Here is a 13,956-nt window from a genome sequence, read left to right on the forward strand (position 1 = left end):
GCGGGTTTCCTTAGCGCATCAAGCGAGCGAGGGTCTGGTCGTTGGCGTCGGGGCTTGCGGCGAGGCCTTCGCGCACCCCGGCAATGTCTTCGGCGCTGCGGTTCTGGCTGAGCTTACGCTTGCCTTCGAGGCGATCGATGGGAATGGCAAAACCGACAATGGCCTTGAGCATGCCGTCGATGTAATCGGCCGGCGCATCTTCCACCGACCAAGGCTGGGCGCGGCCCGCTTCGTGACGGTCGGTCAGGGTGCTGACGATGTCGAGCAGCCGCCCGCCATCGCTGAAGGTCTCGGCATGACCGTAGGCGTGTACGGCGATGTAGTTCCAGGTCGGCACGACTTTGCCGTGTTCGGCTTTGCTCGGATAGAAGCCTGGACTCACGTAGGCGTCTGGGCCGGCGAAGATCAGCATCGCTTCGGCGCCGTCGCGCAGGTCTTTCCACTGCGGGTTGGCTTTGGCCAGATGACCGTAGAGCGTGCCGTATTCGCCCTGTTCGCGATGCAGCAGCACTGGCACATGGCTGGCTTGCAGTCCGCTCTCACCGTGGCTGACCAGAATGGCCAGGCGCGTGGCAAGGATCAGTTCGTGCAGTTGGGACAAGTCTTGGATGGCAAAGGCGCGTGGTGTGTACATGGACAGATTTTCCTTGGCGAATGCCTGCATCCTAGGCAGGCTATTGGTCTGTTGTAAGAGCCATTGATGAGCCATTTCATAGGTCCATTCGCCATGCCCGATCTGCCACCCTTGTCGATGCCCTTCAACCCGGCCGGTATCGAGCTTGATCGCCGCCAAGGCCTGAGCCGCCAGCTCTATCAGTCTTTGCGCCTGCGGGTGCTTGATGGACGTCTTGCTAGTGGCACGCGATTGCCGGCCAGCCGCGACCTGGCCTCGGCTCTGGGAATATCCCGCAACAGCGTGGTGCGCGCCTACGATCAGTTGTATGCGGAGGGCTTTATCGAAGGACGCGTGGGCGACGGCACCTATGTCGCGCAATTGGCCCAGGGTTCCACCTCGAAGAAAAAACTATCCACAAATCCATCCACAGGCTTGTCAACAGGCTTACCCACAGCCTTATCCACAAATTGGCTGGATTTACCTGTGAATCCATCCAGCAAAGTTATCCACAGCGGTGGATTTTCCCGTATCGAAAAGCATCATTTGCCCCGACCACCGAGCGGTCCGCCGCGGGCTTTTCGGGTGGGCGTTCCAGCGTTCGATCTGTTCCCTTTCGAGGTGTGGGCCAAGCTGAATGCGGCTTTCTGGCGCAAACCGGATCTGCAGCAACTGTGTTATGGCGACCCTTCCGGTGATCCGCGGCTGCGCGCAATGATCGCTGCTTATCTGCGCAGCTCGCGGGGCATGCAGTGCTCGGCTGAGCAAATTGTGATCACCAGTGGCGCGCAGCAGGGCATAAGCCTTTGTGCACAGCTGCTGGTCGAGCCGGGCGACGGGGTGGCGATAGAGAATCCGGGCTATCGCGCCGCCGGGCATGCCTTCGCCGTAGCGGGGGCGAAGTTGCACGGCGTGGCGGTAGACGGCGAGGGCATCGATTGCAGCGCCATGGCTCAGCTCAGCGACTGCCGCGTGGCCTACGTCACGCCGTCTCATCAGTACCCGACCGGCGTGGTGATGAGTCTGGCCCGGCGTCTGGAGTTGCTCGCCTGGGCCGAGCGCGTCGGTGGCTGGATCGTCGAGGATGACTATGACGGCGAATATCGATACACCGGCGCGCCGCTGGCGCCGTTGGCCGCACTTGATCGTCAGGGTCGTGTGCTCTACGTCGGCACGTTCGGCAAAGTCGCCTTTCCGGCGTTGCGCCTCGGTTATCTGGTGCTGCCGCCAGCACTGGTCGAGGTGTTCTCGCAACGCCGTGCTGTCGACGTGCGGCATTCGGAAGTCAGCACCCAGGCGGTGATGGCCGAGTTCATGGCTGCCGGGCATTTTCAGCGGCATATCCGCCGGATGCGCCGGGCTGCGCTGAGCCGGCGCAATTGCTTGCTCGAAGGTTGGCCGACAGCAATCGCCGGTGTCGGTCAATTGCCCGCCGTGTCCGCCGGGCTGCACCTGACGGTCGCTGTGGACAGCGTGGAGCGCGAGCAACAGTTGATCGCTCAGGCCGCTGATGCCGATGTCGAGATCAACGGCCTGAGCACTTACTGGTTGCCGGACTCAACCACACCCATGGCCCGGCGCGCCGGCCTGGTGCTGGGTTTTGCCGCGGTGCCGGAGGCTGCGATCACAGCGGCACTGGCGCGCTTGCGCCAGGCTTGGGTAGGTTGAAGAACAACGCCTCGGCCGAGCGACTGGAAATTTCGCTGCGATGGATTTCAATCAGTTGCTGGTTGCTTGGCTGGCTGGGCTCGTAGGCGCCGCCCATTCGCTGTTGGGCGACGGTTTTCATGTGCCCGCGAACGAACGATGGATCATGCGCCTCGGCGCTGCTGTAGTGAAAATGGGCATAGCACAGGACCTTGTCATTATGGGCATCACGAATCCGGTACTCGTCGAGGAAATCATGCTGACGGCGTCTGATCGGCCGCCGGGTCACGGTTTTGTCGATGGTTATTTCTCCCTTTTCCTTGAGCCATTGCATGCCCGCCGCCGTGGGTAATTGCTGTTTGACCAGGCGAATGCGCGTGCTGGTGCCTTTTTCTTCCAGGGTTTTCGCTGCTTTGTCGAGCGCGTGGCTGAGCGTTTCGGAGGGTTCATGCGGGCCCGCGGTGAGGTTCCTGGCGGTCAGTGCTTCGTCGATCGCCGCAATGGCCTTGCGCAAGAGTGCGGCATGCTGGTGGTATTCCTCCTCGACCTCCACCGGGATCCGCGCGCCGCGTTTGAGGCGCGCCTCGATGCGCCGATGAAATGCCGCCAGGCCATCGATCAGTGCCTGGCCCTCGCGCACACTGTTTTTCAAGTCGACGGGAGAGGTTGGCGCCGGCGCCGGCGGCGTACGCTGTTCGACCCAGACACCGGGCGACTCTTCGTGGAATGTGGCAATGACGCCCGTAAGATGGGTGCGCACTTCCATCGTTTCGGTAGTGTCATCGCCGACGCTTTTCTTGCGTTCGCCGACCACGGTGCCCCTTGATCGTGTGTGGATGATCTGTCGATTCGAGGCAGACGCGGATGGCGTTGACGGACCAGCCTGCGGCACCAGCAGATGCCGGTAGCGCAACAGGTCGGCGAGGCGATTGTCGGCGGCGGCCTTGAAGGCAATCACCCGCGCTTGTACATGTTTGAGTCGGTCTGTGTGGAGCTGGTCGGAATATTCGCTGGCCAGATCGCTGAAGCGTTTGTTCACTGAATCGAACTGCTGGGCAACGTTGCTCAAGGCATCGATGCGTCCACGCAAATCGCCCAGGCTTTCATCGGCGCTCAAGTCCAGCGAGCTCTGGATATTCAGCGCAGCGTCTTCGATGAGATCGGCCAGTGCCTGTTGAGCGCTGGCATGGTCCGTGGTGTCGCCCGGCTTGATACATATTCTCTCGGCGAGGCTGATTTGCAGCACTTTGAGGTCGTTCAACCGGTAATCCGGCAAAGCGTCCCGATACACACGCATGGCTTCCACGGCGTCTTTTCCCAACAGCTTCATTTCTTCGAAGCAGACGTGTGCCGCCTCGATTTTCTCGATGATGCTCTGAGTGGTGTCATTCAGGCTGACCGCCGCCTGGCTGAATGCTTCAGGCTCGACGGTGCGCCCATCCGCGATCATTGTCTGCATGGCCTCGACACTTTGTTGAAAGTGGGAGGAATGCTCGTTGAGCCACTCCTGGCCCAGAAACAATTGCATTTGCAGGCGCTCGGTCATGACGGTGCGGTAATTGGGAATGGTCTGATTGAGATTCAACTCTCTGATCTGCTGAATGTTCGCTGCGTACTCCTTGTACTGGGCGTCGAGTGTGGCGAGGTACTGAGTGCGCGCCTGTGACTGCGCCTGCGGCAAAGCATCGCTCAGGGCATCACGGTCCGCGTTCAGACGTAGCTCCTTGGCATGCATGGTGTTATCGAAAGCGGTGATTTTTTCGGTCAACGCTTTGGCGACGGTCTGCCTGCTGCCACGGGATTTTTGCAGGGCCGAGTCCAGGCCCCCGCCGCGCAGACGCAGGCGCATATCGATCACCCACTCGCCCCTGACGGAATAGGCCAGTGTCGGACCGAAGCGGCGTGGTTGCTGGCGCGAGTCGATAATCTGCACTTTATCGTGTTCGTTGCGCATCACCTCGAACCAGCGCTCGCCGACCTGCACGTACCAGGTGTCGCGGTGAGGGCGCAGGCCCCGGTGCGCGCCGTCGCTGGCAGCGGCGCCAAGATCTTTCGGTCGGTCGAGCTTGAAGCTGTCGAGAACCTTGGCCAGTGCCTGCGGCGAGCGTTTCAGTGCGGTGACGATATCGATGGTGGTCGCGTGTACGCCGGTCATTTCAGCGCCGATGACATCGGGCAATTGCAGCGCCTTGGGTACTTTTACGGCCGGGTTGAGGGACGTTGTTTGTTTTTCTGGCTGCGCCAACGATTCATGTGCTGGTGCCTCGCCGACTGCCGCGCGATGCGCAAGGACCATGCCCAGGGCCAGAAGGATGTCGGCAATTGCCGTCCACGCGATCTTGCCCGACTGCTGATTGGCAACGTCGGTGACTTCTTGCAGATCGTCCATGATTTGCCAGATCCACGCCGCCGTGCCGACGCTGCGCCCCAGAAACGGCAGAGCGGCATTGAACATCAGCCAGCCGCCCTGTTTCAGGGTGGCCCAGCGTGCCTCGGCGTTGGACACCGATTGCCGGTCGGCCTGGGTCAGCAGGGCCTGTACGTTGCGGTCATGAAGGGTCTCCAGCACGTCGCCGGTCAGCACTTGGGTACCCAGCGCGACGGGGCCCGACATGTCGAGTGCCGTCGTCGGATTGACCAGCATCTGTGGAATTGTCCACACCGACGGCAGCCTGGCGGTAAAGACAAACTGGCTGTAATTGAAACGTACGTCATCGGGCAACCACGCCAGCACCGAATCGCGTAAATGTCGCGAATGCTCGATCGCGTAGAGGAGGTTGGCGTGCCCGGGATATTGCATCAACGGCATCTCGAACAGTGGACGGTACAGCAGGCAGGGGCCCTTGTTCGCTTCGCGCGGGCCGATGACGTACATGTTGACGACGCTGTCGCTTACGGAACTGCTGCGGTGCGCGACAAAGGCCAGCGGGCGGATCACGATTTCCTCGCCATCGACGTAGCGCTCTGCGCCGGTCGTCGCCAGCGCCGCTGCCACGTAGCGATACCCCGACTCATCAAGGCCGCCCCGGCCCTGGATCTTGTGCTGCAACGCCAGCAATGGCAGCTCGATGCGTAGCTGGCTCTTGTATAACTCTTTCAAGGCCGACGCCTGATCGGTGTCGTCTACCAGGCATGCCTTCAAGTGCGCTGGATAGGTCTTGCCGATATCCACCGTCCTGACCAGTTTTTCCAGGTAGGCCACGGTCATCCACGCAGGCACTGCGCTGGCGTTTTTATAGCTCACGGTCCTGTTGCCCAGTGGCAGTCCGGCGAGATTCTGCAGGGCAAGTTCCGGCAACGTCAGGGACTGGACGCTGGTGTTGCCGGGCAATACGAACGTGCCCCAGACCACCAGGCTGGTGATGGTGATCAGAATGTCATCGGGGTTGATGTCCTTGGCGCTCGGCTGGTCCTTCGCCATCTGTTGCACCAAGGCGTCGCGGGTGTACGCGCGCAGGTCGATGACCTCGCTCTGGAACGATTTGCCGTCGTGTTCATGCGCAAACGTGGTCAGATCCAGCAGATGCCGGCTATAGCGTGCCTGATCGACGGGCAGCGCATCGTTCAGCCACTGCGGCAGCATCGGTCGCAGTCGCTCGAAATGTGTCTCAAGGCGCGGCGTCGGTTCAGCCGTTTTGCCCAGGGTTCCGGTGTGCGGATAGACGCGGTTGAGCGGCCTTTCAGCAAAAAAATTGATTTCGCCCAGGGCGTCGGCCTCGAGCGAAATCAAGGTGCAGGCCTGATGATCGAAGAAATTGCCCTGCGGTTCGACCAGCCGCCACCTGAGGTGCGGATCTGCGCAAGTAGCACCGAAGCGTTGCTGCAGATCCTCGCCAAGCGCTTGCAGCGAGTCGAAGTGCTGGTAACCGCGAGTGACCGCGTGAGTGAGAATCACGCTACGTTCCGCAACCGTGCCAATGATCACCGCCATATCGAGCAAGGCCAGGTGGGCGGGCTGTGCGGTGTCTTGCCGGTCGAGGTCGATCAGGCAGGCCCGTGTGTCGTAGGTGTCAGCGCTCATGCGTTGTTGCCTGTCGGGCTGGCGGAACACCGCCTCGGCGACGGCGGTTTGAGCGGCATCCCAGCCATGGCTGGCATCGGCTCTCCATAAATTGCGCAACGCTTGCGACAACTGCTGCCAGCGCGGCTGTCCCGGGTAGGTGAACTCATCCCAGTAGATGACGTGCCGATCCTTGTAGGCGATGAACAACAGCGGTGCGAGCTCGTTGAGCAGCAGACCGATGGCCTCGATTTTCACCGGCAACTGCACGGGGGCCGGCCAGGCAGGCTGCTGGGTCAGATAATGCTCGCCGTCCAGATAGGTCACGGTTTTGCCGGTCATGCCAAGGCGTACCAGCGCATCGGTCAGCGATTCAACGTTGGGCCGACCGGCGAAGACTTGATCGTCATCGATCTCCCAGGTCGGTTCTACGACCATGGCCAATTGCGGGTCGATCTCAAGGTTGGGGTACAGCGTCTTGAGTGCCGGGCCCAGCGTTTTCGTGGCGACTTCATGGAGTGAGGGGCCGGTGACCAGTTGGGTCACGATATCGACGGTACTGGGGGAGGGGAGTTCGGGCATCAGTGATTCCTGCTCTGTCGGGCGCCGAATGCCGGCGGTTCAGGGCAAGTTAAAAGGCGCCACGTTCGCGCGTGCGGTACATAGATCTGCCGGGCAAAAAAAAGACCCGCGTGCGCGGGTCCTGGAGGCGGTACGGGGATCAGGTTCCGGATTTGATTTTGGTCCACGCCCGCGTTCGTGCGCGTTCGGCATCCCGAGGCAGCGGCTGCAAGGTGTAGAGCGTGCTCATCGCCGCATCGGTCGGGTACAGGTTCGGGTTGTTGCGAATGGCCGGATCGACCAGACCGGTGGCGTCCTTGTTCGGATTGGGATATCCGACAAAATCGCTGACCGGGGCGATCACCGCAGGTTGCAGCAGATAGTTGATGAAGGTGTAGGCGTCCTCAGTGTTCTTTGCGCCTTTGGGGATGGCGAGCATGTCGAACCAGATCGGCGCCCCTTCTTTTGGCAGGCGCATGTCCACCACCACACCGTTTTTCGCTTCTTTGGCGCGGTTGGCCGCTTGCGAGAAGCTGCCGGAATAACCGACGGCCACGCAGATGTCGCCGTTGGCGATGTCGGCCATGTATTTGGAGGAATGGAAGTAGGTCACGTAGGGGCGGATCTTCATCAGCAGCGCTTCGGCCTTGGCGTAATCCGCCGGTTTCTTGCTGTTGGGGTCCAGACCCAGGTGTTGCAGGGCCAGCGGCAGAATCTCCGACGGTGAATCGAGCAGGGCGACGCCGCACTGCTTGAGCTTGCTGATGTTCTCTTCCTTGAAGATCAGGTCCCAACTGTCCACTGGCGCGTTGTCGCCCAGCGCTGCCTTGATCCTGGCCGGATTGAAGCCGATGAGGATGGTGCCGTACATGTAAGGCACGGCGAATTTGTTTCCCGGATCGTTGGCTTCGATCAGCTTCATCAGTTTCGGATCAAGGTGATTCCAGTTCGGCAGCTTGCTGCGATCCAGCGGCTGGAATACTCCGGCCTCGATCTGTTTGGCGAGGAAGACGTTGGACGGCACTACCACGTCGTAGCCGGAATTGCCGGTGAGCAACTTGGCCTCAAGGGCTTCGTTGGTGTCGAAGATGTCGTAGATCAGTTTGGTCTGGGTGTTCTGCGCCTTGAACTCGTCCAGCGCTTTGGGGGTGATGTAGTCGAACCAGTTGTAGACGCGCAGTGTGCGTTCTTCGGCGTGGGCGCCGGCGCTCAGCATGGCCGCGCACAGCGCCGAGGCGATCAGTCGCTTTTTCATTGTTCAAAACCTTCCAGCACGTTCACGGCGTTGATGCCGATCTCTTCAACGGCGTAGCCACCTTCCATGACGAACAGGGTCGGTTTGCCAAGGGCGGCAATGCGTTTGCCCATGGCCAGGTAATCCGGGCTGTCGAGTTTGAACTGCGAGATCGGGTCGTCCTTGAACGTGTCGACGCCGAGGGAGACGACGACGATGTCTGCGCCATAATTGTCGATTTCATCGCAGGCCCGATCCAGCGCCGCGCTCCACACGTCCCAGCCGGAACCGGCCGGCAGCGGATAATTGAAATTGAACCCTTCACCGGCACCTTCGCCGCGCTCGTCGTCGTAGCCGAGGAAGAACGGAAACTCCGCTTCCGGGTGGCCGTGGATCGAAGTGAACAGGACGTCGCTGCGCGCGTAGAAAATCGACTGGGTGCCGTTGCCGTGGTGGTAATCGACGTCGAGGATCGCGACTTTCCGGTGACCCTGATCGAGGAACGCTTGCGCGGCGATGGCGGCGTTGTTGAGGTAGCAATAACCGCCCATCAAATCGCTGGCAGCGTGATGGCCCGGCGGACGGCACAGCGCGAAGGCCGCGCGGGCGCCACCCTGGATTTTCGCTTGCGCGGTCAGGGCCACCTGCGCTGCGCTGTAGGCGGCTTGCCAGGTGCCGGCGGTGATCGGTGCGCCACCGTCGAAACTGTAATAACCGAGCTGGCCGTGCAGGCTGGTCGGTTTGATCGCACGCAGCGTGCGCGCCGGCCAGGTGTAGGGCAGCAGGTCGCCGTCGGTGTTGAACTCGGTCCAGCGATCCCACGCACCTTTGAAAAATTCCAGATAGTCACGGCTGTGAATGCGCGCGATCGGCTCCAGACCGAAATCCTTCGGCGCTTCGACGGCACCGAGATTCTGCTTCTGCACCCGTTGCAGTACGTGGTCGGCACGAGAGGGCATCTCGAAGCATGGCTTGAGCTGGCCATCGATGAGCTCACAGCGGCCATGGTGCAAGTGGTGATCGTCTGAGTAGATCGTCAGCATTTGTTGTTCTCCGCAGGGCTGATTCGGTGGTCTTCAGTGTTGCGGGGCGAGGTGAATCGGGGAACGTCGGGAGCGGCCAAAAGGGGATCGAAATGGCCAAAACCTCTGACCGCAATTCGCCCCTTGATAACGCTGGCTCAAGGGTGAATTACGAACCCTTGTAGGAGTGAGCCTGCTCGCGATAGCGGTCCGTCAGGCAAAGAATGTGTTGGATGATAAATAGCCATCGCGAGCAGGCTCACTCCTACAGGGAGGATCAATGCGGCCGGAACTGACTCGGCGCCACGCCGCTCCAGCGCACAAAGGCATGGCGGAAACTGGCGGTCTCACTGAAGCCCAGCGTCTCGGCGATCCGATAGATCGGCAACTGATCCTCACACAACATCTGCTTGGCCCGCTCGAAACGCAATTCATCGAGCAGTTCCTGATAGCTGCTGCCCATGTCTTTCAGATGCCGGCGCAAGGTGCGCGGTGAACACTTCATCTGCTGCGCGAGCCCTTCGAGTCCCGGCGCGGCATTCAATTGCGCGCTGAGCAGCTGACGAATCCGCCCCAGCCAGGCCTGACGTCCGGTGAACTCCAGATTCTGCTTGCGGCAACGTTCGGCCATGGCCTGATGGGTAATAGCGTCGGCCAGCGGCAACGGCTGATCCAGCCAGTGGCGGTCGAAGGCGAAGGCGTTGTCCTTGGCCGAGAACTGCAGCGGCGAGTTGAAAGGTTCAGCATAACTGTCGCGGTAATCGGGCGCGGCGTGCTCGAAACGCGTAGCGCGCAGTGGCAGCGCATGGCCGAGCAAGTCGTCGCAGATGACTTTCAGCGACACCAGACAAAATTCGGCGTTGAACACCGCCATGGCCGGGCTCTCGCGATAGTCGGCGGCGACGAACCATACCTGCTCGCCATCGTCTTCCAGGCTCAGTTCGAACAGCGTTCCCAACAGCGCCGGATAACGGATCGCCAGCCGCAAAGCGTCACCGAAGGTGGCACAGGTCAGCAGGGCGTAACCGAGCATGCCGTAACAGGAGACGTGCATGCGCCGGCCCAGTTCAAGGCCGATGTCACGCTTGAGCGCGACGGCGTTGGTGCAGACCTGCATCTCCTGATGGGTGGTGATGCGCGTGTCGGCCCGCTGCAGATCCGCCGCAACGATGCCGCTGCCAGCCAGCAACGCCTCGCTCGACAGGCCTTCGGCCTTGAAGGTGTTGAGGATCAGCGAGACCGCGTTGAGGGTGGTGAGGTGGGAGTGGAGCATAAGAAGTTCCCCGATCATGGATGGGGATACACCAGCAATTTATGTGCCGCTCAAGATAATTTGTAATGTCGAGATTATATTGGAAGTTAAACTTCCAATCACTGACGAGAGATTTGCAAGTTGTAAGTTATATTTTTAAAGTTGTCTATAAGCCGTTGAGTAATCAGAGCAGGACATGGCCCATGTCAATTCTAAATATTAAGCTGCGCTTGGTCTACTGTCAGAAATCACAGGTTTTTGGCGAATTGTTAACCGTTTGTCGAATATTTTTATTTAGAGGTATTTTTTTTGACAGCTACATAAGTCGGGTCTAGTTTGCCAGTGGATGTCGCTAATTGTTTAGTGGATGTTGCGAGTTCTTCAGTAAATATGAATTTTGACCAATGTGTCGATAAGGAGATTTAAATGAGCGGTTCACAAGCTAAAAAATATTCGCTGGAATTTTTCAAAGGCAGCAAGAAGGCGCTTCAAGGCCAGATTACTGTGGAGGTTGACGGTCACAAGCAAACGTTTCCGGTCATTCACGCCGAAGTTCGTGCTAATGAAATTGTTTTCGACTTCGATATGAGCGGCGGAGATCCGGGCCGCAATAACATTATCGGCGTGGCAATCGGCAAAGCTTATTTGAATACGAAAGTGGAGTTTGTAGGGCACGGCGACCCTGTTTATTTGTTGTTTCAGGATTCTGTGCAAGAGTGGGTGGCGACAAAGGGCTGGATTCGAGTGGAGTGGCAAGAGGGCAGTAAAAAGATAGCTGGGTTGCTGGATGATGTTCAAGGCGATAGAGACGGTAACTCCATACTCACCGGCGGAAAATTCGAAGTTACTTTAGATTAATTGTTTAAACCTTCCTGCATCAATTTTGCAGGAAGGTTTATTTATGATGAAAAGTGTATTGGACAGCGCTGGTCAGACCAGCTCTCCACACAGATCCAGCTCAACCAGTTGACGAACTTCCTGTGTGTTAAGCCCTGCGCCAAGCAGACCATGCAACTTGCCGAACGCCGCTTCGCGGGTCATGCCCCCACCGGACAACACGCCCGCACTTCGCAAGCGGCTGCCCGCTTCGTACACATCAAGCTCAACGCCACCTTCATGACACTGCGTGACTGCAACCACGACCACGCCGTTATCCCGTGCGCGGCCAAGGCTGGCGAGGAATTGCGGGTTGTCGCTCGGCCCTGTGCCGCTGCCGTAGCACTCCAGCACCAGACCTTGAATGCCGCTGTCGAGCAGGCCGTCGAGCACCTCGGCGCTGATGCCCGGGAACAGTGGCAACACCGCCACCTTGGCCAGTTGCTTCGGCTGGTTGTAGTTCAACGACGCTGGAATCGAAGGCGCTTTCAGGCCACCGCCCTGACGCTCAAGTCGTTTGAACGGATGACGGCCAAAACTGCGCACTTTCGCGCAACGGGTCGGGGCCAGCAGTTCGCCGTGGAAGTACAGATGCACGCCGGGCGCCAGGCCTTGGCCGAGGGCGACCAGCGCGCCGCCGAGGTTTTCCCAGGCATCGCTGTCGGTCACGCCTGCCGGCTGCATCGAACCGGTGAAGCACACGCGGGCGTGCAGACCGAGCAATTGAAAACTCATCGCCGCTGCGCTGTACGCCAGCGTGTCGGTGCCGTGCAGGATCAGCACGCTGTCGCAGCCTTTTACGTCAACGGCATCGACCACCGCTTCGCGCAGTTGCTGCCAGTAGGCCGGGGTCATGTTGGCGCTGTCGATCAGCGGCGACATCTCGCGAAATTGCCACTGTGGCACCACCAGCTCAGGCTGGCTGTGCAGGTAGTCACGCATCCGCGCTTCGAAACCGGACGCCGGGGCCAGGCCGTGGGCGCTGGCCTGCATGCCGATGGTGCCACCGGTGTAGAGCACCATGACGTGTTGGGCGGCGGGATAGGAATGGGCAATCATCTGAGGTCTCCACAAGAGATGACATTGTAGGAGTGAGCCTGCTCGCGATAGCAGTCTTTCAGCCAACATAAATGTTGAATGATCAATCGCTATCGCGAGCAGGCTCACTCCTACAAGTTATTGCATCACAATAACTGACGGGCGCAGCGGATGCGCCCGTCATTCACCTGTCAGCGTTGCGCTGCAGGTACGCCTTGCGGCGCAGTTTCAGTCTGGCCCGCAGCGGCTGGCGGGTTGACTGGCCAAGCGTTGCGATCCAGATCCAGATCGGCAAATTTGCTGGAGTCAAATACTGGCTGTTTGACGCCGGCGCGGCGCTGTTCGTCGTAGTCGCGCATCACGCGCAGGCCGACCTTGAACAGCATGGCCAGGGCCACCAGGTTGACGAAGGCCAGGCAGGTCATGGTGATGTCGGCGAAGGCGAACACGGTCGACAGGTCCTGCATCGAACCCCAGACCACCAGCGCCAGCACCAGGCCACGGAACAGCATCAGCAGGGCGCGGTTGCGGCTGAGGAACTGCAGGCTGTTTTCGCCCAGGTAGTAGTTGTAGAGGATGCAAGTGAAGACGAACAGCGACAGCGCGACGCTGACGAACATGCGACCCCAGTCACCGACTACGGCAGCCAGCGAGTTCTGGGTCAGGACGATGCCGTCACCTTCGAAGCCCGGCGTATAGAAGCCCGACAGCAGGATCAGCAGCGCGGTGCAGGTGCAGATCACGAAGGTATCGAGGAATACGCTGAAAGCCTGGACCACGCCCTGTGCACCCGGGTGCTTTACGGCGGCCACAGCGGCGACGTTCGGCGCACTGCCCAGACCCGCTTCGTTGGCAAACACGCCACGCTTCACGCCCATGACGATGGCGCTGCCGAGCAGGCCACCAAAGGCCGGATCGAGACCGAAGGCGCTCTTGAAGATGGTTTCCAGCATGGCCGGCACGTGTTCGATCTGGGTGCCGATCACGTACAGGGTCACGCCGATATAGGCCAGGGTCTTGATCGGGACCAGCAGGTCGGAGACCGAAGCGATGCGCTTGATCCCGCCGATAAACGTGATGGCCAGCAGCACTGCGAGGACGATCCCGGTGTGGCGCGGGTCGAAGTCAAAGGCGTTCTGCAGCGAGTGGGTCACGGTGTAGGACTGCAGGCCAATGAAGGCGAAGCCGTAAGTGACCAGCAGCAGAATCGAGAAAACCACCGCCATGCCTTTGAGCTTGAGCCCGTGCTGGATGTAGTAGGCCGGGCCGCCACGGTACAGGCCGTCGCCATCGGCGCGCTTGTAGACCTGGGCCAGGGTGCACTCGAAGAAGCTGCTGGACATGCCGACCAGTGCGGTCACCCACATCCAGAACACCGCACCCGGACCACCGAGGGTCACGGCGATGCCGACACCGGCGATGTTGCCTGCACCGACGCGGCCGGCGAGGCTGAGCATCAAGGCCTGGAACGAGCTGAGTTGCCCGGCGCTGCCTTTGAGGCTGTCGCGGAACACCGCGAACATGTGGAAGAAGTGACGCAGTTGAACGAAACGCGAGCGAATCGTGAAGTAGCTACCGAGCCCGACAATGAGCACGATCAGTACTTTCCCTGAGAGGAAGTCGTTGATGACTTCGAGCATGGATTTTTCCTCGCTGTTTTTTGTGGGTGCAAATGCTGGATCGGAGAAACATCGTGTTACACCGGTCTGCGCG

The 13,956-nt window shown here is 60.0% G+C and carries 9 protein-coding genes; 2 read left to right on the top strand and 7 right to left on the bottom strand.

The genetic code is table 11. The annotated features are described in order from the left end of the window. Window positions 1-10: 10 nt before the first annotated feature. Window positions 11-634 (bottom strand): FMN-binding negative transcriptional regulator, encoded by a 624-nt coding sequence (locus tag QRN33_RS07470; protein WP_285407815.1) that lies wholly within the window; start codon window positions 632-634, stop codon window positions 11-13. Window positions 635-727: 93 nt separating this feature from the next. On the opposite strand from QRN33_RS07470, the gene pdxR reads away from it, so the two are divergent. Further along, window positions 728-2,281, top strand: a complete 1,554-nt coding sequence (gene pdxR / locus QRN33_RS07475) for a MocR-like pyridoxine biosynthesis transcription factor PdxR (protein WP_285408133.1) — start codon at window positions 728-730, stop codon at window positions 2,279-2,281. Here the strand turns inward: pdxR and QRN33_RS07480 are convergent. From QRN33_RS07480 to QRN33_RS07495, 4 genes are all read right to left on the bottom strand, one after another. Next, window positions 2,238-6,842, bottom strand: coding sequence for a dermonecrotic toxin domain-containing protein (locus tag QRN33_RS07480; protein ID WP_285407817.1), 4,605 nt, complete (start codon window positions 6,840-6,842; stop codon window positions 2,238-2,240). The genes pdxR and QRN33_RS07480 overlap by 44 nt on opposite strands. A 139-nt stretch (window positions 6,843-6,981) precedes the next feature. Further along, window positions 6,982-8,076, bottom strand: a complete 1,095-nt coding sequence (locus tag QRN33_RS07485) for a polyamine ABC transporter substrate-binding protein (protein WP_064365155.1) — start codon at window positions 8,074-8,076, stop codon at window positions 6,982-6,984. After that, window positions 8,073-9,098: a histone deacetylase family protein gene (locus tag QRN33_RS07490; protein ID WP_285407820.1), complete on the bottom strand. Its 1,026-nt coding sequence runs from the start codon at window positions 9,096-9,098 to the stop codon at window positions 8,073-8,075. Before QRN33_RS07490 ends, QRN33_RS07485 begins: the two co-directional genes overlap by 4 nt. 256 nt (window positions 9,099-9,354) lie before the next feature. Beyond that, window positions 9,355-10,350 carry an AraC family transcriptional regulator gene (locus QRN33_RS07495; protein ID WP_064365153.1) on the bottom strand — a complete coding sequence of 332 codons (996 nt, stop codon included), beginning with the start codon at window positions 10,348-10,350 and terminating at the stop codon, window positions 9,355-9,357. Between the two features lie 405 nt (window positions 10,351-10,755). Here QRN33_RS07495 and QRN33_RS07500 point away from each other — a divergent pair, with 405 nt between their 5' ends. After that, window positions 10,756-11,187 (top strand): hypothetical protein, encoded by a 432-nt coding sequence (locus QRN33_RS07500; protein ID WP_123417694.1) that lies wholly within the window; start codon window positions 10,756-10,758, stop codon window positions 11,185-11,187. A gap of 72 nt (window positions 11,188-11,259) precedes the next feature. Here QRN33_RS07500 and QRN33_RS07505 read toward each other — a convergent pair whose 3' ends face one another. Continuing rightward, window positions 11,260-12,264, bottom strand: a complete 1,005-nt coding sequence (locus QRN33_RS07505; RefSeq protein ID WP_285407823.1) for an asparaginase — start codon at window positions 12,262-12,264, stop codon at window positions 11,260-11,262. 170 nt (window positions 12,265-12,434) lie between these two features. Then, window positions 12,435-13,883 carry an alanine/glycine:cation symporter family protein gene (locus QRN33_RS07510; protein WP_042608066.1) on the bottom strand — a complete coding sequence of 483 codons (1,449 nt, stop codon included), beginning with the start codon at window positions 13,881-13,883 and terminating at the stop codon, window positions 12,435-12,437. Window positions 13,884-13,956 lie beyond the last annotated feature (73 nt).

The sequence above is a fragment of the Pseudomonas sp. FR229a genome, from assembly GCF_030209115.1.
GTDB classification, from domain to species: Bacteria; Pseudomonadota; Gammaproteobacteria; order Pseudomonadales; family Pseudomonadaceae; genus Aquipseudomonas; species Aquipseudomonas moraviensis_A.